At 45.4% G+C, this 23994-nt stretch carries 23 protein-coding genes and 1 rRNA gene; 5 read left to right on the top strand and 19 right to left on the bottom strand.

Features of this window, described 5'->3' with window-relative positions; translation table 11 throughout:
• Positions 1-96 precede the first annotated feature (96 nt).
• A complete protein-coding gene (locus tag NC796_RS18375) occupies positions 97-2742 on the top strand; it encodes a VCBS repeat-containing protein (RefSeq protein WP_310686541.1) in 2646 nt (881 codons plus the stop codon).
• Positions 2743-2887: 145 nt separating this feature from the next.
• Here NC796_RS18375 and NC796_RS18370 read toward each other — a convergent pair whose 3' ends face one another.
• Positions 2888-3784, bottom strand: a complete 897-nt coding sequence (locus tag NC796_RS18370) for a TIGR01777 family oxidoreductase (protein ID WP_310686539.1) — start codon at positions 3782-3784, stop codon at positions 2888-2890.
• Positions 3785-3892: 108 nt separating this feature from the next.
• Here NC796_RS18370 and NC796_RS18365 point away from each other — a divergent pair, with 108 nt between their 5' ends.
• Complete coding sequence (locus NC796_RS18365) at positions 3893-4327, top strand: MauE/DoxX family redox-associated membrane protein (protein WP_310686538.1); 435 nt, start codon at positions 3893-3895, stop codon at positions 4325-4327.
• A gap of 182 nt (positions 4328-4509) precedes the next feature.
• Here the strand turns inward: NC796_RS18365 and NC796_RS18360 are convergent, their stop codons facing one another.
• The 7 genes from NC796_RS18360 to NC796_RS18330 all read right to left on the bottom strand — a co-directional run bounded on the left by NC796_RS18360 (position 4510) and on the right by NC796_RS18330 (position 11302).
• A complete protein-coding gene (locus NC796_RS18360; protein ID WP_310686536.1) occupies positions 4510-6705 on the bottom strand; it encodes a peptidase domain-containing ABC transporter in 2196 nt (731 codons plus the stop codon).
• A 373-nt stretch (positions 6706-7078) separates the two neighbouring features.
• A complete protein-coding gene (locus NC796_RS18355; protein WP_310686534.1) occupies positions 7079-7594 on the bottom strand; it encodes a redoxin domain-containing protein in 516 nt (171 codons plus the stop codon).
• Positions 7595-8302 (bottom strand): hypothetical protein, encoded by a 708-nt coding sequence (locus NC796_RS18350; RefSeq protein WP_310686533.1) that lies wholly within the window; start codon positions 8300-8302, stop codon positions 7595-7597.
• A 6-nt stretch (positions 8303-8308) separates the two neighbouring features.
• Entirely contained in the window at positions 8309-8995 is a 687-nt protein-coding gene (locus NC796_RS18345; RefSeq protein WP_310686531.1) for an ABC transporter ATP-binding protein, read from the bottom strand.
• On the bottom strand, positions 8982-10325 hold the full coding sequence (locus NC796_RS18340; protein ID WP_310686529.1) for a DUF5687 family protein: 1344 nt from the start codon (positions 10323-10325) through the stop codon (positions 8982-8984). Before NC796_RS18340 ends, NC796_RS18345 begins: the two co-directional genes overlap by 14 nt.
• Positions 10326-10402: 77 nt before the next feature.
• A complete protein-coding gene (locus tag NC796_RS18335; protein ID WP_310686528.1) occupies positions 10403-10582 on the bottom strand; it encodes a hypothetical protein in 180 nt (59 codons plus the stop codon).
• Positions 10583-10957: 375 nt separating this feature from the next.
• The gene (locus NC796_RS18330) at positions 10958-11302 is read right to left on the bottom strand and encodes an AraC family transcriptional regulator (RefSeq protein WP_310686527.1); all 345 of its coding nucleotides are present in this window, start codon (positions 11300-11302) and stop codon (positions 10958-10960) included.
• Between the two features lie 238 nt (positions 11303-11540).
• Here NC796_RS18330 and NC796_RS18325 point away from each other — a divergent pair, with 238 nt between their 5' ends.
• Together NC796_RS18325 and NC796_RS18320 are read left to right on the top strand one after the other, a co-directional pair.
• A complete protein-coding gene (locus tag NC796_RS18325; RefSeq protein ID WP_310686524.1) occupies positions 11541-13466 on the top strand; it encodes a hypothetical protein in 1926 nt (641 codons plus the stop codon).
• A 738-nt stretch (positions 13467-14204) separates the two neighbouring features.
• Positions 14205-14378, top strand: a complete 174-nt coding sequence (locus NC796_RS18320; RefSeq protein ID WP_310686522.1) for a hypothetical protein — start codon at positions 14205-14207, stop codon at positions 14376-14378.
• A 360-nt stretch (positions 14379-14738) separates the two neighbouring features.
• Here the strand turns inward: NC796_RS18320 and NC796_RS18315 are convergent, their stop codons facing one another.
• The 10 genes from NC796_RS18315 to NC796_RS18270 all read right to left on the bottom strand — a co-directional run bounded on the left by NC796_RS18315 (position 14739) and on the right by NC796_RS18270 (position 22260).
• Positions 14739-15218, bottom strand: coding sequence for a hypothetical protein (locus NC796_RS18315; RefSeq protein ID WP_310686521.1), 480 nt, complete (start codon positions 15216-15218; stop codon positions 14739-14741).
• Between the two features lie 577 nt (positions 15219-15795).
• Positions 15796-16848: a dipeptide epimerase gene (locus NC796_RS18310; protein ID WP_310686520.1), complete on the bottom strand. Its 1053-nt coding sequence runs from the start codon at positions 16846-16848 to the stop codon at positions 15796-15798.
• A complete protein-coding gene (locus NC796_RS18305) occupies positions 16835-17656 on the bottom strand; it encodes a phosphatidate cytidylyltransferase (protein ID WP_310686518.1) in 822 nt (273 codons plus the stop codon). Before NC796_RS18305 ends, NC796_RS18310 begins: the two co-directional genes overlap by 14 nt.
• Positions 17653-17928 carry a putative signal transducing protein gene (locus NC796_RS18300; protein WP_310686516.1) on the bottom strand — a complete coding sequence of 92 codons (276 nt, stop codon included), beginning with the start codon at positions 17926-17928 and terminating at the stop codon, positions 17653-17655. Before NC796_RS18300 ends, NC796_RS18305 begins: the two co-directional genes overlap by 4 nt.
• Positions 17921-18880 carry a CPBP family intramembrane glutamic endopeptidase gene (locus NC796_RS18295; protein ID WP_310686514.1) on the bottom strand — a complete coding sequence of 320 codons (960 nt, stop codon included), beginning with the start codon at positions 18878-18880 and terminating at the stop codon, positions 17921-17923. Before NC796_RS18295 ends, NC796_RS18300 begins: the two co-directional genes overlap by 8 nt.
• Positions 18881-18891: 11 nt before the next feature.
• On the bottom strand, positions 18892-19482 hold the full coding sequence (locus NC796_RS18290) for a DUF4199 family protein (RefSeq protein WP_310686513.1): 591 nt from the start codon (positions 19480-19482) through the stop codon (positions 18892-18894).
• A gap of 11 nt (positions 19483-19493) precedes the next feature.
• Entirely contained in the window at positions 19494-19964 is a 471-nt protein-coding gene (locus NC796_RS18285; protein ID WP_310686511.1) for a DUF2085 domain-containing protein, read from the bottom strand.
• A gap of 6 nt (positions 19965-19970) precedes the next feature.
• Entirely contained in the window at positions 19971-20402 is a 432-nt protein-coding gene (locus NC796_RS18280) for a thioesterase family protein (RefSeq protein WP_310686510.1), read from the bottom strand.
• A gap of 4 nt (positions 20403-20406) precedes the next feature.
• Complete coding sequence (locus NC796_RS18275; protein ID WP_310686509.1) at positions 20407-21381, bottom strand: acetyl-CoA carboxylase carboxyltransferase subunit alpha; 975 nt, start codon at positions 21379-21381, stop codon at positions 20407-20409.
• A gap of 150 nt (positions 21382-21531) precedes the next feature.
• Complete coding sequence (locus tag NC796_RS18270; RefSeq protein ID WP_310686508.1) at positions 21532-22260, bottom strand: polyprenol monophosphomannose synthase; 729 nt, start codon at positions 22258-22260, stop codon at positions 21532-21534.
• 165 nt (positions 22261-22425) lie between these two features.
• On the opposite strand from NC796_RS18270, the gene tgt reads away from it, so the two are divergent.
• Positions 22426-23556 carry a tRNA guanosine(34) transglycosylase Tgt gene (gene tgt / locus NC796_RS18265; protein WP_409070395.1) on the top strand — a complete coding sequence of 377 codons (1131 nt, stop codon included), beginning with the start codon at positions 22426-22428 and terminating at the stop codon, positions 23554-23556.
• 322 nt (positions 23557-23878) lie between these two features.
• Here tgt and rrf read toward each other — a convergent pair.
• Positions 23879-23990 (bottom strand): 5S ribosomal RNA (gene rrf / locus NC796_RS18260).
• Positions 23991-23994: the final 4 nt, after the last annotated feature.

Raw genomic sequence — 23994 nt, 5'->3', positions numbered from 1 at the left:
TGATGATTTCGAAACTTTTTTTCGTTGTTGGTATAAGCTATAAAATAAAACATGCTATCCCCTAACATTATTTCACTGAATTTTTAATTCCTTTTTATGCAGAAGTTTTTTCTTTTCGTTGTCATACTATTTACATCCCTGGGTACCTATTCCTGCCAAAACCTCTCTCAAAAACACTGGCTGCAATCTATTCCTGGAAAAACTCCTGCTGTCATTGTCCCTTCGACAAACTTAACGCCTACGCAGGCCCTGGAACAGGAGTATATCCCATTTATTGATGATATTACATCGTCAGCGATCCAGCTCGTTTCCGAAATTGACTCCTTTTCCACGGTCAACCTCCAACTCAATGCGCTGGTGCTGTATCCCGGGGTAGATCAGCAGCTGCAACCAACGTGGCTCATCCAGGCCCCAAACGGGTTTGTAGAAACACTCCACCAGTCATTTTACCAGGATTTTACACAGAATAAATATAGCTTTCACGATCGGACCATTTACAGACTGCATGTTAAAGATCGGGTAGTCTATGCAAGCCAACTGCACAACCAGCTTCTGCTTTCAGAATCAAGCCTTGGAATCGAAGATGCAATTCGTACCTATCTTGACCTGATGCCTTCCATTGCCGTAGACGCTGAACAACTCAAGACCCCATCACTTATAGTAAATACTCCCTCGCTGGATCACTGGGTGGAACAGTTAACCAAAGTGGAGTATCGCCCGGGCATCAAAGATGCATTTAACGGAACAGGCCCCGTTATACTGGATGTCGAGAAACTCTCTTCCGAAGGTGGGAAGAATGAGTTGCAGTTCAACGGAAATGTTCCCCTGACCCAGGCGGACCGGTCTGAGTTGGTGGATGCTTTTTCATCTGAAAATGCCCCGATTACACTTGATCGTTATATCTCCGGGAATGCGGCTTCTTTCGCCATCTTCAGGTTACCTCCCCGTTTGGTTCCCCCCGATTCCCTCGAGAATGCTTCTGAGCTGGATTCCCTTTATATGTCAGATAATACCCGGTATGCCGATCTTGCCCGTACTCTCGACCCCGAATTTTCACTTGTCACCTATACGGAATCAGGATTCCTCTCAACTGGTGAGCACCTGTTTCTGCGTAAGCTAAATGACCGGAATGGGTTTGAGGAACAGCTCAACGAGCTTGTTAAAGATGGACTGCTCCGAAAACCCGATGGTACTTTTGTGGTCCAGGGCAGCATCCTGGCTAAGCTGATCGGTTCTGAACTCTGCAGTTATACAGACTTTTACCTCGATTTGACGGGTGAGGTGGCAGTGATATCCAAACGGAAAGGTCTTGCTGAAATAATTCAATCTGATCGTACCCGCCGGCGTGTAATCTATTATGACCAAGACTATATGGATATCCGTAGTAACCTGCCGGAGGAAGTGAGTAGTTACGTGTTTGCCAATACTGATTTTTATGATTTTATCCAGTCCTACCTGGATCCCGACACCTATGCTAATGCCATCACTTCACAGTTTAATCAGCTGACCATGTCTTTCCAGCTGAACCAGGATGAGCAGCAACTTGCATTTGAGATGCGTACTTATACCCGAGAGCAAAGTGACATTCCCTACGAGGAACAGTGGTTCTTTCCTGCCGGTGGTGCCCAGCTTTCCGGGGAACCTGTACTCGCTGACTTGAGAGGAAGTGCCCGCGATGAAATTGTTTTTGCCACTACTTCAGGCAGCGTTTATGCCCTTGCTTCCGATGGTACTACAGTGATGCAGACCAATACTGGAGATGATGAACCGGTGGGGTCACCTGTAGTTTATGACTGGTATAATACCGATCAACAGGTGATACTCCTTGCCGCAGGCAATAAAATTTACGGGTGGAATGAAAGTGGCACGGCGCTACCGCAATTTCCTTTTGAGCTCGAGGAGACGATAACTACGCCACTGACAATCACGGATCTGGACCGTGATGGTCTGCCTGATGCTTTGGTGGCTACGGCCGACAGGCAGCTTCATGCGTTGAATGGTCGTGGCAATAATATGTCCGGGTGGCCGGTCATGACCAATGCTGTCATCAATGAAAAACCGGTGGTAAACAACTTCCAGGGAAGTATTGGGGTCATCGCTTTTTCCGAAAATGCGATACATGCGTGGAACGAGGATGGATCTCCCAAAAACGACTTTCCAAAATTTATCAATGCCTCACTCAATGGATCGCCCCTGCTTCACAATAGCAGTATTTTAGGCGGGGCGGCCGATGGATATCTCTACGCCGTGGGGGGAGAACCGATGTTCCCAGATTCTATCAATGTGTACAGCAATCGACCAGAGTCGAACAACCTGGAGGCAGCCTATGTATCCAACAGCGCACTTATGGGTACCCCGTCTCTGCATTCCCTCACATTACAGTCTGCTGGACAGACCTACCAGGGAAATATGATACTGACCATGAGCAGCAACGGATCAGTTTTTCTACTGAATGAGCAGGGACAACTGCGAATGACCAAGAGCATGGGACAACCGGCAGCCCAGAACTTTTCTCCTTTTGTTACGGATATTAATAGTGATGGCGTGCAGGATATCATTTCGCTGGCCAGTTTTGGCAGGCTCTATGCCTGGCAGGTAAGTGACGGCGAACGCCTTTATGATCTCCCGACCAGCGGCATGCAGTTCCCTGTAGTCACAGACCTGGATGGGGATGGAAACAAAGAACTCATAGCGCAAACCAGCGAAGGCCTGCGTTGCTGGACAATTTACAGTGAGCAGTGAGCAGTGAGCAGAATATGCCTATTTAGAGAATTTGACGAGTGTCTCCGGTAGATTTATGCTTCATAAGTCGCCCCAAAATAGGTCAGCGGAGATATTATTTAAATAATGATCACTGTCACACTGATCAACTGTACTCTGTTCACTGCTAAACAATATCACTGAGCGCTTCTTTTAGAGATTTAAACCTAAACTCAAATCCCGCCTGCTGCAGGGCTTTGGGCTGAGCGCGCAGGCTGTCGAGTAGTGGATCAGCTGCTTCCCCCAAGATAAACCGAACGGCAAATTCCGGTGCCCTGAAAAAGGAAGGACGGTGCATCACCTCTCCCAGCGTATCTGTCAGTTCTTTCATGGTTACCGGATTCGGTGACACCAGGTTCATGATACCTTCTACTTCCTCATTTTCAATAACAAACTCCACGACACGGCAAACGTCCATCATGTGAACCCAGGGGAAATACTGGCTGCCGTCTCCCACCGGCCCTCCCAAGCCAAGCTTGAATAATGGATAGAGGTACTGGAAAGCTCCCCCGCCCTTCTCCAGCACAATGCCATTGCGAAAGATCACAAGACGTACGCCCAGTCCCTTCACCGGCTGAGCTGCTTTTTCCCAATCAACGCAGAGCTGCGGCAGAAACCGGTCGCCGGGTGGTTCGCTCTCATCCAGGATATCGTCCCCTCGGTCGCCATAGTAGCTGATGCCTGATGCCGAGATAAACAGTTCGGGTCGGTTTTCGGACTTCTCAACGGCCTCCACCAGTTTGCGCGTATTGTCGACACGGCTGGAATAAAGTCTTTTCTTGATTTGTTCGGTCCACGGCTTTCCGAATATGCTCTCCCCTACCAGGTTAATGACCACATCCGCTTCTTCCATGACTGCCGATAGGTCAGAATCCCAGTCAATAAAGGCTTGATTTTTCGCTGTTTCGCTCGCATACTTCTCAGGCGAACGCGTGATAATAGTTAAAAAATCCCCCTTTTTAAGGAAATTATTTCGTATTTCTGTACCGATAAAACCCGTTCCACCACTGATTAGAATGTTCATAGTCAATATGTGATCTTAATTGTCAAGCAATGTTAACTACATCTACTTTTAAGAAAAAATTCCATATGATGACCGAAGGTATAAATCTGTATCCAAATTCATAAACGGATGTCCCCAAAAACACAAAAATATACGTTGTTGGCTATTCGCATACTGCTGGGCGGGGTGTTCCTGCTTTCGGGTATCGGCAAACTGATTGACAGCAGCGATGCGGTCTACCTTGTGGAGCTGATGGCAACCAAGTTCTACTGGCTCATTGAATACAGTAACATCATCGTGATCTCCACTTCAGTCCTGGAACTGCTACTGGCGGGGCTTCTCTTCTGGGGACGTAAGCTCACCTGGGTGCTGCTGGCCAGCTTCCTGCTTATCCTTGCCTTTACTACGGTGCTAAGCTATTTCTACATTCAGGGCATGTCGGTGGCCAGCTGCGGCTGCTTCGGTGCCTTCGGGGGCGGGGGTGGAATAACTGTTACATTGATACGCAACCTTGTGCTTATTGCCCTTATATTGGGAGGATATATTTTTAATACCAAGAGCTGAAGGTAGGGTTGCCTAGTGGAATTACCACTAAAAAAGTATCGTCATTATCCCAGTGATTAAATCTTTCCGCACCAACGACTCTGTTATTGGTTATCAGTTCTTTGTTATTCGGAAAAGACCAACACTACTTAGTGTAAGGTCACGAGCATTGTGACCCTGCATTTTGGGGTAAAACGGATACATCAGGTTAATACGCGGATGTCATCCAGTGATCTTGCAAAGAGATTATTGCCCGATGCCAATATTTCCGGGCTACCCTGTTCGGCGATTGTTCCATTCTCCAGGATATAGATGCGGTCGGCCAGCCGGGAGCTCTGAATGCGGTGGGTCACCAAAATTATGGCCATCTCTTCTTTCAATTGAACGAGTTTTTCCAACACAAACTGTTCCATCTCCCGATCCATTGAAGCCGTGGCTTCATCCAGCAACAGAAGATCGGGCTGCTGATAGAGGGCTCTTGCCAAGGCGATCAGCTGCTGTTGCCCTCCTGAAATATTGGTACCTTCCTCCCCCAACAGCGTAGCGTAATTTCGTGGGAAAAGCGAAAAATACCGGTCAAAGCCCTCTTGTTTACAAAACTCGACAATTTCTTCGGCCTCTTTCTGGAGATCCCCAAGGCAAATATTTTCCAGCAGCGAACTATTGAATAGTTTTGTCTGCTGTCGGACAACAGCGATTTTACTCCGCCACTTTTTAACCGGGAAATCATGTAAGCTGTGTTCTTTATTGATAATTATGTTTCCTGACTCCGGTTTATAAAATTGCTGTAAAATTTGGAGCAGTGTCGTTTTTCCGGAACCACTTTCCCCCAACAGAGCAATCATCTCTCCCTTTTCCACTTCAAAAGAAACATCCTCTATCAGGCGACTGCGACCGGGAAAGCGGAACGCCAGGGTTTGGACCTCCAGGAACTGGATCTTTTCAGTAAACTTTTGATCATCTGAATCCCCATTTTCCCGTTCCGGTTCCAGCGAAGTCAATTCATACATCCTGTCGAAAGCAACACGGGCTTCCTGCAGCTGAATATTGGTCAGTGCCAGCTTGGTGGCGGATGGAATAAGTTGGCTTGTCATCTGAAAAATGGCAACCAGTGCACCGACCATTAACTCTTCCTGCAATACCAGCATAGAGGTAAACCCAAGTACCCCAACGATGAAGAAGACTCCGATCATATCAGCCCAAAACGTAAATCGAATACCGACCTTTCCAAGGTCAAAAATTTTATCCTGGAAAAAACCGTATATCCTTTTCGTAAAACCGGAAAAGAATTGCTGCCTATTTCCTGTTTTAATCGTTGCCATCCCCTGGATAGTGTCTACATAATTGCTCTCATTTAAAGAGTGGGCCTCCATCACCTCTTTCTGACCTTTTAGGATGGGTTCATTGTAAAACCACGTCAGCAGAAAGTACAAGGGTACACTTAGCAACACGAAAAGCCCCAACGGAACGGAATAACTAAGGATAAAGATCGAGGCCGTGACCACCAGTAGCACATCAATCATAATTTGGCTAAACAGAAAGGTGATGGTCTGCTGCAGGCGGCGGGTGTCATTCATGCGGGCGATCAGATCTCCCGTCTTGCGATTAAAGAAAAACGGGATAGGTAATTTGAGCAGAGAGCTGTAGAAGGTATTGATTATGCGGTTATTAAAATCGCGCGTCTGCCGTATTAAAAAAAGCTGCCGTATGTAGGAGAGTCCGCTTTTGGCAACCAGTAAAAAACCGAGAAGCCCCAGTCCGACAAATAGCTTAAGAGTATCTTTGGCAGGCAATATTTCATCAATAAGTTTTTGCGAAAAGATGGCCGTAGCCAGGCTCAGTACCGAGACAAAAACGCCTAGTGCCAGGGCCAGCCCCAGAATATTGAGATCATCTTTGATGAGATGCTTAATCCAAACCCAGCGATCTTCTTTTTGCTCCTCGATGGTCTCAAACTGATCCGTCGGTTTAATCAAAAGCAGTGCATTACTCTGCCAGACCTTTTCCAGCTCCTCCGGTGAATATGAAGTGACTCCAACGGCAGGATCACAGATCAGGAACTGGTTATTCTTGAACCCGAAACATATGACATAGTGCTGCAGCTGTCCCCCTTTTATAACATGCAAAATACAAGGATCAGACTGCTCCTTTAGGTTTTCGGTATCTGCTTTATAAGCTTCGGCCTCCAGCCCCAGCTCATTGGCGGATTGATAGAGTCCCAGCAGCGTAGTGCCCTGCTGATTGGTACCGCTCATTTCCCGCAGGCGTTGCAGCTTAGCTTCGCCACCCAAAAACTTTATGACGCTTGCCAGACAGGTAACCCCACAGTCCGACTGGTCTCGTTGTTGTATAAATGATTTTTCTGCTCTCTTTTTAAGATCTTCCTCATCAAACTTCATCCTGATAATATTATTTAACGTGTTTAATGACTAGTACCTCCTTCTAAGCCACCCAATCCAATAAGAACTGTCAATCCTCCTGTCCTTCCGCCTGTGGTCGGACGGGCTCTTCTCCAAGAGCCTGCATCGACTGCTGTCGGTGAGGAAATCATTGTTAAAACATATGTGAGGGTACGCTCAGGAAGTCCCTCTTGGAGCCGTGACCGACTACCGGCGGTACGGTGGCCGACCACTGGCGGTAGAGGGATTTAGGGAGATTGAATTCTCCCACTAAAAGAAACAAATCGATATTTCAACTGGTAAATGCTCTATTAATACTTTACAAGTTAATACTTTACAAGTCCGATTAGAGAACACTAAGGGATTTGGTATTTTATTTAATCAAATCATACAGAACCCCAGCCCGTGTTTCTCCCTTAAATTTTTCGAGCAGCTTCCCATTGGCATCATACACAAACGTGTAGGGTACCCCATTGACGCCAAACAAGTTTTTCACCTCTCTACTGCTGTCCCGAAAAACCTGAACAGCTTGAAGGGAATCCAGTTTCATCGTCCGGGCAAATTCTTTTAATATATTTTCCGGTTCGTCTGAGAGAAGAAAAATAGCAGCACGCTCCTGTATCAGTTCATGCTCTTTTATGCTTGCTATCTCAGCCTTGCAAAATCTACACTCGGTGTTGAAATAGGTCAGAATTAACGGCTTCTGCTCCACCATTCCACCACTTTCTACCTGCTCACCTTCCAGGTTTGTCAACGTAAATTCCGGCAAATCAGATATTCGCTCCTGGATAGCCTGCTTCTGCTGAAACTCGCTGTAAATAGAAAATCCCAGGTACCCGATTGCAGTCAAAACTACTAACAGCAGTATGATAGCCACTTTCCGTTTCATCTAGCTCACCTGAATCGTCAAAAAGGTTACCAAGGCCAGCCAAAGGATAAGCCCAGTAGCGTATGATGGGAGTACGATGGAGAGGCTTTCTACAAAATCAGGCTTCCATTGTTTGGAAAGTAGCCAGGAAATGGCAGTTATATAGAAAACCTCAAAAAGGTTTAGTGTCTGCAATGGATAGTGTAGCCATGTGACTACATTTTCAGCACCAAAATAGCTTAATGCCGTCAGTGGATAGTAGTCTGCCATCTCACTCATAACAAGAGAATCGTAATGATACCAAAGATTTGTTACATAGATTACTTTGGCAACTATAAATATTAACTCTGAAAGAATTACAACTTTAAAAACTTTTTTAAGCTGAAAATCAAACTTCAGTAAAATCAAACCAACGGAGATACAAACGGTTGTGAAAAGAAATTTTATCGTAAGGATGAAAGGTGTTAAGATATAACCAGCCCACCGATATCGAGCCTGCATATCAAGAAAATCTACAATGCGCTGACGGTTGAGTTGATCAGAATAACTTCGCAGGTACAGCTCATTTCCAAAAATGTATTGATCTGAGATATAGGTTAATAGCAAATATAAACCGACTATTATCCCAGAAAGTACCCAAAAACCTAAATCCTGACTCACGTTTCTATGCTGTGTAGTCTTATCACTAAATATTTTTAAAGAAATCCGCATAATTCTCCAGTCGATCATAAACTTTTACGATTCAAAATATGCTCTAATCTGATCAAAAGTCCCCTCATCCTTGTATAAATCTTTTTCAACCTTTCCATTGTCCAGTAAAACTATCCTGCTGCAGAGATTATTTACATTGCTCAGATTATGACTAGATAAAAGAGTTATTGAATTATGGGCTCTGTTGTTTTTCAACCAACTGGTCAAAGCAACCTGGGAAGACGGGTCTAGATGGGAAAAAGGTTCGTCAAGCACCAGTAACCGGGGATCCCCTACCAAAGCACCTGTAATACCGACCTTTAACTTATTGCCTTTCGACAGTTCATCAATATATTTTGAGCTGTTCAGTGCCGCTCCCGTAAAAAATTCAATCTCTGACAGAAAATGACGAAAATCCGACGCCGAAATATGCTTCAAGTTCTGAATCAATTTTAGATATTCCAGAGGAGTCAGGTAGGGAATTAAAAAATCTTCGTTCAGATAAGCTCCGGTATGCCTTTTCCAGTCTTCCGACCGGGCAACTCTAACGCCAAAATTAACAACCTGCCCTTCGTCCGCTTTGATCAGATCAAGCATCAGCTTTAGAAAGGTAGTCTTTCCTGCACCATTATTGCCTACAATTCCTACAATTTCGCCCTTGCTGATGGACAGGTTGGATATATCCAGCAGAAAATCGTGGTATCGTTTTTGTAAGTTTTCAAAATCTAGCATGAAAAGAAACTAGCAACCTATATTTAGCTTCGTTTAATGTTCTGGAGCCGTATTGCAAAAAAGGCTTGTTGAAGAGCAGACCTGTTGTACCCAATCCAGAAATACCAAGCAGAGCATTCGTGGTCGAAAAAACAGCCAGGAATATCATGAATACAAACCCGGATGTCAGGAACAAAACTACTGGGGCAAAAAATTGAAACTGGTTGACGCTTTCATAATTAAATAAAGGGCTTTTGTTCAATTCTATTCTAGATCTGTTATAAAATCCATACCACAGCATTATTTTTAGATTTATTCCAATGTTGTAGAGGTATGCTGCCAGTACAAACAAATATTTATCCGGAAAATATATCATAGATATTATGTAGCAGATAAGGAAAGAAACGGTTAAAACCGCATACATGAAGTTAACCTTGCCCTTGAGTACCTCATATATGTTGGATTGGGTTAGCAAAAAAGGGAAGTAGCTACTGTCTAACGCAAGGAAAAACTGCCAGAAAGTCAATAGAAAAGCCCCGGTAAACAGAAGCGCAATTTCAAACTGATAAAGAGCTTCTGTTATACTTTCCTGATATAAGTACAAGAACCCCACAAGGAAAAGGAGAACTCCCTGTACAAAAAATATCCTGGTTCTCTTATTCCTGACATACAGCAATAACTCATTAAAAAATAGTGTATGAAAAAGCCTGTTAATTTTTGAAGACAGAAGTTTTATTAAACGACTTCTACCTTCCCATTCTGCATAAATGTTTTTATAGATTATTCTATACGATACATATATGTAGATAACACAAATCAGAAGGGCAGGAATTGCAAATTGTCCATATCTCAAGTCAGTACCAAGGAAATAAAAGCCCATATACAAGACAATCGGTAGCAGGGCGTTCAGCTTACTAAAATTTTTTACGACAAAAACTGAAAATGAATTGAATATCGATACAAGTAAAGAGACCACAAACAAATCAAATTGACCGTATCCCAAAAATAAGAATGGGAAACAAATACTATAAAATGAAAATATCATCTTCATCAAAGCATAAAGTGATATGTATCTCTTGCTAACTAAAGGGATTAAAAAGCCTATATTTAAAAAACTAACCTTCATTGCTAGGTATTTAAAAATCCAGTCTACAGTTAATAACAGCAATAGAAAATAATTCGATAGATCAAGAGGAAGTGTTATATTAACAGCCCAACCTGTCATATATAGAACTATCAATAGAAACACTTTAAACAATAACCCAAGAAGACTAGATATTTTTTCCCTCTTTAGATCTACGCCAATCTTTTTTATGTCAGTTTTCAGTATGAGAAAAAATGGTTGAATCATTTATTAATACAAATAAATTTATTTTAGGCAGAACATTTTTCAATGCTCTGCCTATTTTTTGTATCATGCCCTATTTGTCAACTAGTGAATTGTGAAGCACAGGAGCGGGCATTGGAGAATCCGATACCAAAACCGACATAACCTAGAGCGGGATTTCCAGTTAAGCCTCCTGCTACAATTAAGGCGACTCCAGTTGCATATTCGAGACAGCCTTTTGCTTTTATTTGTTCCATTTCTTTTAAATCTAACTTTTCCATAACAATACCTCTTATCTCTTTGATTATAGGTTTTTAGTAAATGTTGTATTGCACCCCGAAAAATTTATTGAAGAGAAGTGAACCTCCTCTCCAGTTCTTTCTCCCAAGTGAATACATTTCATAAAATGTAAACTCGAGTAAAATCATCAAGGGTTTTCTTTATCCCATTTGTGAGGTGTCACTTTAAACTTGCCGCTTTCCCCTCGATTCCATCCATAAATTAGTGACACAAAATTGTTCTTATTATTTGAATAAGGGTTTTGGTATCCGAAAGAAGTCTCTAATAAACAAGCACCGTCTCCCTTGTGAGTAAAAAAATAATGTAAATTTATTTAAGCGCATCAAGTATCAACATTATCCCATTTGTGAGGTCCCTTACAGCTGCTGGCGCAACTCTGTCAGCGAGGTATCAAAATGGGAATCAAGGAACTTGTTGAGGGCCTTCTCATCATTCAGTCCTACATTGACAGCTATTTTATACCCGATAGCCCTGGGATCTTCGGAGATCTCTTCCCTTACGCTTTTCATCGTTATTTCTATCATAATTTCTTTGGGCGGACGACCAAATATCTCCCTGATTCTCCGGCTAAAGTATGACCTGGAATATCCCATATATTCAGCCCACTCATTTACGCACGTTAGTTCCTGATAATTAGTCTTTAACTCTTTTACAGCACGTTCCATCGGTATGCGATCGGGTTCTACCCTTTCAATTTCCATGATGTACCCCTCTGAAATTCAATCTTTGGTGAATAGGCTAACAAGAGAGCTAGGTATGCAACATGTTACAAATATTTACAAAACGATCATTTTTTATTATTTAAGGGTTTCAACTACGAAGATAATCACGTTGGCATATAGAGACGAGCTACCTGATAAACTTGTTAGTGGACCCTCCATTCGGATGGTAATACAAATCCTAAAGTCAAGATAAATCACAAAATCCAGTGCATTATTTATGAGGAGAGAAGACAATAAGTATCGACGATTTTACACCGAATCTGACATTTCCAGCAATAACAGTATCCCGGTTAGCACGGACCTCTTTCACCTCTATTCGGATGCTAACAAAGCTGCCGAAGAGTTGTTGGCCAGTTGCAAACAGTTCAGATCGCTTGCCCAGCACGCCCGTCGTTTTGTTGCGGCAAGGCAAAACGGACAAAATCCTGAATCACCATCAGGACTTAAACAATTATTAGGATCAATTGCTCCCGTATGGCTAACTCCACAACAGGATCTGCCGGAACGCAATCTGCAGATCGTTCAACAGCAGCTGGAACTGTTTGTACAAAGCGGAAACCTGATTACTTCGAATGAGCTGTCTGCAAAGGTAACATCGTGCGTATCAGCACTGGATGTGGCAGATGAATCGACACCGGGTATCCAGGTTCTTGGCATTCCCACTTGTAACAGGAACCAGATGTTGGTGCGTTGCGTCGAAAGTTATCTATCCAATCCTGTAAATGGCAGTGGCATTTCGCATTTGCACATTGTGGATGATTCCGACCAGACGGACCCGGACAATCAAAATCGTCAAGCTATTAACAAACTATGCCGCCGGCATGAAACCAATCTGTTGTGGATTGATAGATCATATCGTACCAGGTTTGCGGAGCAACTTTCCAAGGCGGGAGATATCCCGGAAGACGTAACCCAATTTGCCCTCTTTGGGGATTCCCGCATACCCTTCACGGCCGGTGCTTCACGGAACACCCTGCTTCTGCAGGCTGCGGGCACCAAGTCTACGCAGGTTGATGACGATACCATCAATGAGATCCGCCCCGCCCCCAACATGCAGGATGAGCTCGCGCTCTCTACAGAAGAATCTCACAAGTTTGTCTTCTTCCCCGGTAGAGACGCGGTTTCTGAGTTTACAAAACAGCACAAGCCCAACGGTAGCGGGACGGGCAACAACTTTTTCTCCCATCACAACACGCTTTTGGGAAGACACCCGGGCGTATTGGTTCATAATGAGGATGAAGTTGATTATGACCGGTTGAGCCAGGACCGGTTGCTGAAGAAGATGCGAAAGCAGGATGCCCATATTGCAGTTACCTTTTTAGGGGCCCTGGGCGATTCCGGCATGAATCATCACTGGCAGCGCCTGGCGCGTAATGAACACTCGTTTCGGAAACTGGTGGAGGATGAATCGTCCTATCATGAGGCGATGTGTACCCGGCAGCTTTTTCGCTTTGTGTCTCACCGCAGTATTGGGGACACGATCTACTGCATGGGCATGAACATGGGACTGGATACCCGTCGTCTCCTGCCACCTTTTATGCCGGTGCAACGAAATGAGGATGGAACCTTCGGCGTGCTCCTGCATCGCTATTTTCCCACCGCCTGCAAAGGATATCTGCCTTATGCCATCCGCCATGATCCCCCGGGCAGAGACTTTTCCGTAGACAAGGAGGAAGCCCTGCGCGTGGGACCTCTGCGCACCAATGATATACTGGTTGCTGTACTACTGGCGCTAAGCGAACAAAATGATAATATGGGAAACAACGGTGCCAAGAATCTGGCAGCTGTGGGAAAGCATATCAAAAACATGAGTGGTGCGCCTGAGAAAGTGTTCCAGGAAGAAGTCCGCGATTACTGTGCTGACCTTTTGACGATCCGGATGACATTTGTTCAACAGCTTTTGAACGAGCGGATCGATGCCCCGGATTACTGGAAACGGGATGCCGAGCAGGTCGTTGCCAACTTCAAATCCCTGCGAGACAGTGCCGACCTGTGTGTCCCTTCTGATTTGCCGGGTAGCACCGGGGAACGCCTGGCATTGCTGCAGGACCTAATGAAAAAGTATGGTGACCTTCTGGTTCACTGGCCGGCGATGTGGCGTGCAGCGGTAGCACTGGATAAAGTTGAAACGTTGAGTTGTTGAACTGTTGAGTTGTTGGTAGCTAAGTTGAACGTCAGAGGCTTAAAGGTTAGAAGATTTTTCCATGTTCATTTCTTGAATGATCAAAAAAGTATAGCAACATGGATAAGGACCCTAATTGGCATTTATTAGCTTCATTTTTCTGATGGCAGTGTCCCTTTTGTCTTGATCACGCCAGTAGTCGGACACAGAACAAAAGAGACGAAAAATTCAAGAAGCATTTAACTCCTCCCCACTGATAACGGAATACATCTCTAGTCAAATTACCTGCCAGCGGGTCGTCAAACAGAAATGTTTCGGATTTTTCATCTTTTGCTATAAACGTTCCGGCCTTGAAAAGCTGACCGCTCGGAAGGAAACGGAGAGGAGCGTAAAGAAAAAATCTGTGATTTTTTTAGCGGAACGGAGTGTCCTTCAGGGAAGGTTTTCATCAGCCGGCGATTTTATTCGTTCATTTTTTTATCGCTAAAAAAATGGACAACCCTACAGGATGAAGACTCTACTTATCTCATCCGAGCAACTCCCCATCCCACCACCAGTACAACAGCCTTCGCCGGAAAACCCGGCCGCCCAGCGGGAATATTACCCCCGTTTTCACCCCGAAATAAAAAAAATTAAATTTTTTTGTAAGGAATCGCCTTCTCGTCCGTCTATATAGTAGAGAAGCCACAGAATGTGGTTTCATCAAGACGATGGGGTACCGATTTACATTATTCTTTCATTCCGGTAGCGGCACGCGGTATGCCCACAGAGAAGATAGAACCCAATGAGCGGGAACCAATATTGCGTCAATACTACGACGGTCAAACCGGGAGCCAGGACGAGACGATTACGCCGCTGGCCGGGACCCGCATTACCGGCGCGCTGCTAAAGTTTGACATGGAGGACCCAGACCAGTGGCTGAATTCTTTGTAATGACAGTTTTTATATCGAACCGACGTTAATTATGAATACAATAACCCTTCCTGCAGCTTTGCCTGAAGTCTCTCCTTAGTATGAGAAGGACCTTCTCCTTAGTATGGGGATCCAACCCCCATTAGTATGGGAAGACGATTCCCCTTAGTACGGGAATTCGATTGTCATTAGTATGACGATTCAATTCTCCTTACTATGAGAAGATGATTCTCATTAATACAACGATCCGATTCTCCTACTAAGGAGAATCAAAATGTCCTTAGTAGGAGACTGGAATTTGAGTTGAAAGGTGGGTTTGGGAGCCCCGCAAGTGTTTAACAATGTTTCAGGCTACCAGTCACATTATTATAACCAGCCAACTCAACTAAGAAGCGACAAAACGGTCAAGATTACCCCTAGGATGACAACACCAGTAATTAACTGCTGATTATAGCTCTCCTCCCTGATTCGCCCACTGAGTTTCTGCTCCAGGAAATCTTGTCCCTCGTTGTAGTTGGCATAAAAGTTACTAACTATAACCGATTCCTGACCAGCATGGATCTTCATACCTTCCGGAGTAGCCCGAACAAGCGTTACATCCTTGTAATGAATTTGTCTTGTGTATTTTCTGCCAATGTGAATTCCTTTCTTTCCCAATGCAAGGGGTGGCTGGCTGCTATACACTATCAGGCTGATGAACACCGCAATAGCTGCCCAGCCCACGGCAATGATCGATAACACGGGGAGTGTAAAGACGAGGTTACCAAAGACAAGCCAAATCAGGAATCCCATCATAACCAGGGTTAAAAGAAATATGCTGCCAACGAGCTTCCAGTCAATCTTGAGTTTTATCTTTTCCATCTCTCCTCTCTGTCAAATGAATTCTTAAAATTTTCGTCGCATTAATCTATAAATAGTAGACGGTGAGGGCAAGTTTGGTCAACTATTAAATGAGACTCCCGGGATAACATGGTGCTCATTTTTTTGAGCAATTAAAAATAAATGAGAAGATGGATATAGGAGTCCTATCTGTTATTTTTGGACAAAATTATCTTTTAGGGGTGACCCTTTTGTCTTGATACAAAAGGGACGAAAAGATCAAGAAGCATTTAACTCCTCCCCACTGAACTCATAGGAAGCCTCTGATTGGGATCCTTGCCAGCGGGTCGTCAGACAGAAATGCTTCTAGTTTTCTTCTTTTGCTATAAAGGGCTGGATAACACAAATATGCTGGTCATCCCACTCCTTCTTTTAAAACTACGGAGTGCATGCTTCGAACATCACACCCAGCTTTTCATCCATGATTTGCCCAAAGGGGGGAACTAACCTCATTGCTTATTTTGCTCGGTTCTAAATTCATAATTCCTGATTTTTCATTCTTAATTCCCTTCTGACGTTTGAATTTAAGACCTGCTACCAAGAACTCAACTTAAAGTTCTCATCGGGAAGCCTTCCTCCTCACCACCCCTAGCCCGGGGCGATCTCTCAACACTATCCTCTTCTTTTCATCCAGTTGTAAGCCTTGGTACGGGTCGTCAGCTATCAATAGGTGGCCGTCGAGATCGGCGTAGTCAGCCCACAGGCTTAGGATGGCCCCGGCGGTGTTTGCCAGTGAGCTCTCAATCATGCAGCCGATCATCACCTTCAGCCTCGTCTCCCCTGCCCTGCTGATGATCTGCCGCGCTTTCACTATACTCCCGGTCTTCATCAGTTTGATGTTGATGATATCAAACGCCCGGGCAATCTCCTCCAGGTTCTCTTGGCCCTCAAAACTTTCATCGGCACAGAGCGGGATCGGGGAATAGGCCTTAAGAGCAACCATATCTTTTAACTGGTCGGCGGGCATCGGCTGCTCCACCATCTCAATATTCTGCTCGGCCAGGAAGTCGATCGCGGCCTTTGCTTCATCCAATGTTTTCCACCCTTCGTTGGCATCTACACGGAGGGGCTTGTCCGTGACCTCCCGCAGCGCATTAATAATCTGTCGGTCGCGGTCGGTGCCCAGCTTCACTTTTAATACCGGGTATGCTGTGGCCTGCTCGACCTTCTGTTGCATCACATCCAGCTCATCCAGGCCAATGGTGAAGGAGGTTACGGGTCCGATGTTGGTGGGCGTTTCCCAAAGTTTCAAAAGCGGCTTGTCCTGTGCTTTTCCCCACCAGTCGAGCCACGCCATCTCCACGGCCACACGTGCCGACTGCACCGGGTTAACATTATCGCGATGTTCCTGCCGATCAAGCTTCTTCACAAGTTCTTCAGCGGTGGCGATCTCATCAAAAAAGTTATCGGGTAGCGCTTCCACGTAGGCGATCACTTTAGCGGCATCTTCCCCATACCGCGTGTTGGGTGCTGCCTCCCCATAACCGGTAATGCCTTTTGATTGCAGCTGCACCATCACATTTTTGACGGTCGCCTTTGATCCGCGGGAGATGGTGAACACCTGCCGAAGATGCAGCTCGGCGACCTGGTACTGAAGCTTAAAACGAGACATAGCCGAACGTTTTAAGGAAGTATAGATATAAATAGAATGCCGGTGCTGCCAGGATCAGGGCATCAAAGCGGTCAAGGAATCCACCGTGACCGGGCAGAATGTTGGAGGTGTCTTTCACATGGCTGGCCCGTTTTAATTTGCTGGCACTGAGATCGCCGGCGGGACCAAATACACTAATGAGAATGACTGCAGGTATCCCCTGCATCAAAGTCAACGGAAGTTGAAATGGAATTAGGTAGATACAGATCGCAAACCCAGCCAGTGCCCCCAGGATGCCCGAGATAAATCCCTCCCACGTTTTCTTGGGACTTATCACCGGGGCCATCTTGTGCTTACCGAACGCCTTACCGCCGAAGTAGGCAAACACATCATTGCCCCAGACCATCAATAGCAGGGAGAGTGCCAGCATAAATCCCTCTTCGGGGATTGCCTGAAACCGGATATAGAGAAATGTCAAAATACCGAGGGGGCCGTAGAGTCCGGCAAAAAGAGTTGAGCCGAGGGTGCGAATATTCTGTTCGGACGGCTTTGGCAACTGTAGCAACATAATCAGCAATAACAGGATGAGACCAATTTGTGGGGCATGGGGCAACACCGGTAGCAAGAGTACCCACAGAGCTATGGAATAGGGAAAATAGGGATTCGGTTCCTGTCCCGAGGTCCTGAAAAGCAGTAGAGTCTCTTTAACTACCATCATCCCAACCAGTATCATCGGGATGTGGAAATACCATCCTCCCAGCCAGGTAAGATAGATAAAAAGTGCTGCTGCCGGTACGCCGAAGAGTACTCTTTTACTCAGTTCACTCACAACGACGAATCATCCAAATCTTCAAAATCTTGTTCGTCGAGCTCCTCCAGTGCCCGGCGTGCCTCCTCTTCGTACTCTTTGGGGACATAGAGATAAACCAGGGCTGTTTCTCCCACCGTCAAGCTGTAAGCCGAATCCCTTTTAGATAAAATGTTGGAGGGAATATTCCGGTTGGCAAGGTAACCCTTGACCAGTTCCACTTCATATTCCACACTTCGCTCGAGTATGCATACCCAGTTATTTATGTCACTTGGTTTTGGCCCGTCAAACATCTTTGCCTCCTGTGTCCTGTTGCCTGTTTTGATACATATGATAGACAATCCATGCGGATACTCCCAATCCGATAGCCAATGCCCACAGGGGCGGCATCGTTTCCGGAGTCATTTCGGCGATAGAGGAGTCCGGGTAAAACGAGGCGATCAGCACGCTTCCCCCATTATTAATCAGATGCGCCAGGATTGCCGGGTAAATACTTTCAGAAACATAGGTAACATAAGCCAGGATCATGCCGATGGCTGCCAGCGGTAACAGGTTCGTCAGTTGCACATGGTAGAGGCCGAACAGGAGTCCAGAGATCACGATGGCCACCCAAATGCCCCAGCTTTTTTGAAAGGCGCGCAGTACATAGCCTCGGTATAAAACCTCTTCGCAGACTGCCGGCACCAACCCGATGTGAAAGAGGGTCAACGCCAGGTTGTGATCTCCTTTAAGGAAATCTTCAATCATCTGCATCTGGGTATTCTGCATATTTTGAAAGAATTCGGGGGCCGGCAGCTGAACATTAACCCAAGAAAGAAACCAGATGACCGGCTGAGCGGCAACAATGAGGAGGGCGGTCTGCACCAGCTTGCTGGGCGTATCCGAATGACTTTGAAACCGCATAAATCGCGGATGATTTCCCACCGAGTGCAGTCGGCTGAACAGCCAGGTGGCGGCGCCCAGGAATACAATTTGTCCAAACGAGTTGCCTATGAACAACAGATCCAGGTTTTGTTGAAACGCATCCATCATCTGTTGCGGTTCAGGCTGGCCGCTGATCCCCTCGCGCATCATAAACAGAACAAAGGCTACCACCCCGGCCGAAACCTGGAAAAGCACAAATGCCACCACTATCCACATCAAGGCTAAAACCCAATCCGCAAAACCGTTGCGCTCGGCCCAAGATTTCAGTGGTAGTTCGGGCTGTGGTGTAGTTCCGCTGTTGTTTTCCTGATTTATTGTCATCTAATAATTATCTATCCAAATTCACTTTCTTCTTTTCCAAATACCTTCGCACCAATCATGCCAGTCAGCAGGTTCAGAATACCATACATCGGGATGCCCCACAGGAGCTGTGTTCCAATATTATTTTGGCCGCGCATACTTTCCACCGTCGCATCTATCATCTGTTGCTTTTGCTCATCCGGCATATCCATCGCCTCAAAATTGGCCACGGTACTTTCAATCATCTTTTGCGTCATATCGGGGTCAAACAGCAGCCACACCTGGTTTAACAGGGTGCTTATGACAGTTATGCCGACCCCGGTCAGGAACCCGATCAGTGCCCCTTTACCGAGTTTAATCACCACATCATATTCTTTGGCATAATGCCATGTTGCAACCATCCCGCCAAACGCGCCAACCAGGCAACCGAGCACGCCTATCAGTTGGGTCGGTGAAAAGAAGGAACCGGTCGGCTCGGCATTTATTGTCGCATAGACGGTAATAATTGAGATTACAAATGCAATAATTCCAAATAGCAGGGATGCGATACCCACTGAGGTCCAGTATGAAGGAGATTCCTTTTCTGGTTGTACTTCTTGATCAAATTCATCTGTCGAATCCATAAGTATCCCGTTTAGTTTGTCTTTGATTTTAAAAATTCTCTGGCAAGTGTTAACACTGCCGTACTCCCGATTATAGCTCCCAAGATGGATCGAGATATGGATGAATTTTGCCAAAATCCGAGTAAATTTCCAACCACATCAACAATATTCAGCAGAATGGCCACCAGTAGCATCTTCTTGGTATACCTGAAGAAGTCAGAGTTGATTTTTCCCAGCAATGGAATGCTCAGCCAGAACAAGCTAAATCCTGCGTAGATGCCGTAACACCTGGCACAAACGGCCATCGGCTTGCCATTAATCCAAAAGGATCGCGATGGATCCTGGTGACAAAGGGTACGAAACATCTTATGCTGCCAGTCACCTATCCAGAATCCCTCATAACCAAACAGGCCTCCACCGCTGCCCACCATAACCAGCAGCAGAGAAAGCAGTGCTACCCCGAAGTAGAGCACCCTGTTCCTGGTGATTGTGGAGTATATCATTGCTGATTAGTCGATGGCATTCTTCAAGCCTTCAATAAACTGCTGAGGTGCCCGGCATGGTTTCCGATTCTCTTCCTTCATAAAACAGAGCGTGACACTTCCAATCGCATGGGGTGAACTTTCTCGCTCAGTACAAAGTTCATAGTAGGTTTCCAATTTGACTGCAGGTATGGAATACAGATGCACATGAATATGCATTAACTCATCGTAGTAGACAGGAGCTTTATAGTCCACCTGCGCCTGCACTACCGGGAGCATGATTCCTTTGTGCTCCAGATCGCTATAGGGCATTCCCAATTCCCGGATCATCTCTGTACGGGCGACCTCAAAATATTCCAGGTAACGCCCGTAATACACATACCCCATCTTGTCAGTTTCAGCATAACGACTGCGGAGATCATAGGTATAGCTGTAGATAGGCGATGTTGACGGCAGCACTATATCACGATTTGGCTGTGGATTCGGTCTGCTTTTGCACCTCTCCCATCGCAGAATACTTCTCGATACGAGCTTCAACCAATTCTTCTGGCTTCATTTTTTTAAGGCGCTCCAGTGAATCCAGCAGCTGTTCCTTCAGTGCCTCCGCCGATTTGTCGGGATCGCGGTGTGCTCCACCCAGCGGTTCTTTAATGATGCCTTCAATTACTCCCAATTCTTTTAGGTCAACAGCAGTCAATTTAAGAGCTGATGCAGCTTGTTCTTTATAGTCCCAGGTACGCCAGAGAATGGTTGAACAGTTTTCAGGAGAAATGACCGAATACCAGGTATTCTCCATCATGTAGAGTTCATTGCCCATTCCAATTCCAATGGCTCCACCGCTGGCACCTTCACCAATGACAACAGTAATGATGGGAACTTTAAGCGTAGCCATCATCTTCAGGTTCTTGGCAATGGCCTCAGCCTGTCCGCGTTCCTCAGCTTCAAGGCCGGGATATGCTCCCGGTGTGTCGAGTAGTGTGATAACCGGGACCTCAAACTTTTCGGCCAGCTTCATCAAACGGTATGCCTTGCGATACCCTTCAGGATTTGCCATCCCGAAACGACGGAATTTTCTGTTCTTGGTATCCCGCCCTTTCTGATGGCCCATAATCATAACGGACTGTCCATTAATAGTGGCCAAACCTCCAACGATCGCCTTGTCATCGCTCTGATAACGATCGCCGTGCAGCTCCACAAAATTCTCGGTAATCTTATAAATATAATCAAGCGTATACGGGCGATCCGGGTGGCGGGCTAACTGGACCCGCTGCCATCGCGTTAAATTTGTAAATATCGATTCTCTCAGTTCCTCTACCCTGCCCTTGAGCCGCGTTATTTCCGGCTTGATCACATCGTCATCGGCCACGGTGAGCTCACTAAGTTCTGATATTTTCTTTTCCAAATCTGCTATTGGCTTCTCAAAATCTAAATATTGCATCGTGCTGACTTATACATATTTACTAATTCAATCACAAAATATACAAACTTCAATGGAGACTTTAAGGAAAAAGGTGAAGGAGAACCATTTAACAAATGGATAAGCAGTTGAGGTAAGGGCACAATGCATCGTGCCCCGGCAGATTGCAGACTATAATTTTCCAATTATACTCTGAATTTTTAATGTCCAAACCCGCCAGATCGCTTCCCACACAATTCCCTTGGACATCTTGGAAACTCCTTCCTCACGCTCCCTGAAGATAATTGAAACCTCTTTAAGCTTGAAACCGGCCCGCCACGCCCGAAAGTGGATTTCGATCTGAAATGCATACCCATTAGACCGCATCTGATCAACAGAGATCTCTTCCAGCACCCGCCGATGGATGCACTTAAAACCGGCAGTAGTATCAAAGATCGGGAGCCCCGTTATCCATCTTGCATAAAGATTAGCCGAATAAGACAGAATTAGACGACTCAAGGGCCAATTAACTATACTGATTCCGTTGGAGTAGCGCGAACCCACCGCAACATCTGCATTGCCCGCTTTAACCTCCGCAATGAGTTTGGGGACATCTTTGGGATCATGCGAAAAATCCGCATCCATCTCACAGATGTAGGTATAGTCACGCTGCAGCGCATACTGGAAGCCCCTGACATAGGCCGTCCCCAATCCCAGCTTACCTGAACGCTCGATCAAGTGCACGCGTCCTTTGTACTTTTCCTGTAGTTCTTTTACGATATCAGCGGTGCCATCGGGCGAACCATCATCAACAATTAAGACATCAACCGGTTCCTCCAGGTGCATCAACGCCTCAATTATACGACCAATATTATGTGACTCATTGAATGTAGGGATGATAACAAGGGACTTACTACTCATCTACTGCTGTTATTTAATACTTTTATAATTGGATCTGCCGTCCGGTCTAATACTTACTTTAGTTCTCAAATAATGTTATAATCACGGCTATTGTCTTAAATAGTCTATAAAATTACTCTTACGATTATATAAAATAGATTTCTAATTAGCAGGTTACCAAATAAAATTGTGTTCACATTATTAAAAACAGATTCCGGGACCAAAGCAAGAACAGGAAGACTCGAGACGGATCACGGTACCATTGATACACCGATCTTTATGCCGGTCGGTACCCTGGGTACAGTAAAAGCTGTTACCCAGGATGAGTTAAAAGAGCAAATCAATGCCCAGATTATTTTGGGTAATACCTATCATCTTTATCTGCGTCCCGGTTGTGATATTATTTCTGATGGTGGGGGCCTTCACCAATTCATGAATTGGGATCGTCCTATTTTAACTGACTCAGGCGGGTATCAAGTTTACTCTTTGTCTGATAACAGGGAACTTACCGAGAAGGGGGCACGATTTAAAAGCCATCATGATGGCTCAAAGCATATGTTTACGCCGGAAAATGTTGTTGAAATCCAGCGTGTTCTCGGTTCAGATATAATGATGATTTTGGATGAATGTCCCCCATATCCCTGTGATAAAGATTATGCCAAGGAATCAATGGAGCTAACTCATCGCTGGGCCGAACGTGGCAGAAAAGCGTTTAAAAAATCAGATCCTCATTATGGACACAAGCAGTTTCAGTTTGGCATTGTCCAGGGTAGCACATACAAAAATTTGAGAAGGGATTCCGCCCAGTTTATGGTGGATCAAGATTTTGAGGGCATAGCCATCGGTGGTTTAAGTGTGGGCGAACCCACCGACCTGATGTATGAAATGACAGACCATAATACTGATGATCTTCCAGAAGATAAGCCTCGCTACCTTATGGGCGTCGGAAAGCCTGCCAATCTCCTGCATTGTGTTGCCCGGGGAATCGATATGTTTGATTGTGTGCTGCCTACTCGAAATGCCCGAAATGGTCAACTATTTACCCGACGTGGAATTATCAACATCCGCAACGCCAAATGGAAGAATCATCACAAACTGTTTGATCCGGAATTTCCATCTGATCTTTCCCAGAAATACACCATGGCCTACATTCATCACCTCTTTCGTAATAGCGAAATTCTGGGGTTGCAATTAGCGACTCTCCACAACCTTACCTTTTACCTCTGGCTGATGAAAGAGATGAAACAACGAATTGAGAATGAAACTTTTTCCGGTTGGTATAAAGACTTTGCTGAGCAAGTGGATCAAAAGATTTAAAATACTGGATAACCTCAGTTTGATATAAGGATCACAATAATCATAGCTGTCATCGCGAGGAGGCGTCTTTGATAGTAGTGGGCTCTATCTTGAGGTCGACGTGGCGATCTCCCTGCCTGATTTTTGTTTATACTATTAGGAGATTTCCACGGGATTGCTCCCGAAGGTCGCCGAATCCCTCTTTTGACAGTTTTTATGTCCAACTCAGGTTAAATAGGTTTTCTACAAAAGCTCACCTTTAAAAGGTTACTCCTTAAATACAAAAAAAGGCCATCCACATTGGTTGCAGATGGCCTTTGGTCAAATGCCAAAATAAAAAAAGAGGAGGCGAGGACCTACGCTTCCGCCTTGTGGCAGTACCATTGGCGCGGCAGGGCTTAACGGCCGTGTTCGGGATGGGAACGGGTGGGGCCCCTGCGCTGTGGCTCACCTCCTCAA

This window comes from Aliifodinibius sp. S!AR15-10, from assembly GCF_031569985.1.
GTDB lineage: Bacteria > Bacteroidota > Rhodothermia > Balneolales > Balneolaceae > JAMQKA01.
Note: the sequence above shows the minus strand (reverse complement) of the source record. Positions and strands in the feature narration are given on the sequence as shown.

Coding starts and splice junctions, on each gene's coding strand:
- NC796_RS18375 (WP_310686541.1), top strand. CDS start 97: ATGCAGAAGTTTTTTCTTTTCGTTGTCATACTATTTACATCCCTGGGT.
- NC796_RS18370 (WP_310686539.1), bottom strand. CDS start 3,784: ATGAACATTCTAATCAGTGGTGGAACGGGTTTTATCGGTACAGAAATA.
- NC796_RS18365 (WP_310686538.1), top strand. CDS start 3,893: ATGTCCCCAAAAACACAAAAATATACGTTGTTGGCTATTCGCATACTG.
- NC796_RS18360 (WP_310686536.1), bottom strand. CDS start 6,705: ATGAAGTTTGATGAGGAAGATCTTAAAAAGAGAGCAGAAAAATCATTT.
- NC796_RS18355 (WP_310686534.1), bottom strand. CDS start 7,594: ATGAAACGGAAAGTGGCTATCATACTGCTGTTAGTAGTTTTGACTGCA.
- NC796_RS18350 (WP_310686533.1), bottom strand. CDS start 8,302: ATGATCGACTGGAGAATTATGCGGATTTCTTTAAAAATATTTAGTGAT.
- NC796_RS18345 (WP_310686531.1), bottom strand. CDS start 8,995: ATGCTAGATTTTGAAAACTTACAAAAACGATACCACGATTTTCTGCTG.
- NC796_RS18340 (WP_310686529.1), bottom strand. CDS start 10,325: ATGATTCAACCATTTTTTCTCATACTGAAAACTGACATAAAAAAGATT.
- NC796_RS18335 (WP_310686528.1), bottom strand. CDS start 10,582: ATGGAAAAGTTAGATTTAAAAGAAATGGAACAAATAAAAGCAAAAGGC.
- NC796_RS18330 (WP_310686527.1), bottom strand. CDS start 11,302: ATGGAAATTGAAAGGGTAGAACCCGATCGCATACCGATGGAACGTGCT.
- NC796_RS18325 (WP_310686524.1), top strand. CDS start 11,541: ATGAGGAGAGAAGACAATAAGTATCGACGATTTTACACCGAATCTGAC.
- NC796_RS18320 (WP_310686522.1), top strand. CDS start 14,205: ATGCCCACAGAGAAGATAGAACCCAATGAGCGGGAACCAATATTGCGT.
- NC796_RS18315 (WP_310686521.1), bottom strand. CDS start 15,218: ATGGAAAAGATAAAACTCAAGATTGACTGGAAGCTCGTTGGCAGCATA.
- NC796_RS18310 (WP_310686520.1), bottom strand. CDS start 16,848: ATGTCTCGTTTTAAGCTTCAGTACCAGGTCGCCGAGCTGCATCTTCGG.
- NC796_RS18300 (WP_310686516.1), bottom strand. CDS start 17,928: ATGTTTGACGGGCCAAAACCAAGTGACATAAATAACTGGGTATGCATA.
- NC796_RS18295 (WP_310686514.1), bottom strand. CDS start 18,880: ATGACAATAAATCAGGAAAACAACAGCGGAACTACACCACAGCCCGAA.
- NC796_RS18290 (WP_310686513.1), bottom strand. CDS start 19,482: ATGGATTCGACAGATGAATTTGATCAAGAAGTACAACCAGAAAAGGAA.
- NC796_RS18285 (WP_310686511.1), bottom strand. CDS start 19,964: ATGATATACTCCACAATCACCAGGAACAGGGTGCTCTACTTCGGGGTA.
- NC796_RS18275 (WP_310686509.1), bottom strand. CDS start 21,381: ATGCAATATTTAGATTTTGAGAAGCCAATAGCAGATTTGGAAAAGAAA.
- NC796_RS18270 (WP_310686508.1), bottom strand. CDS start 22,260: ATGAGTAGTAAGTCCCTTGTTATCATCCCTACATTCAATGAGTCACAT.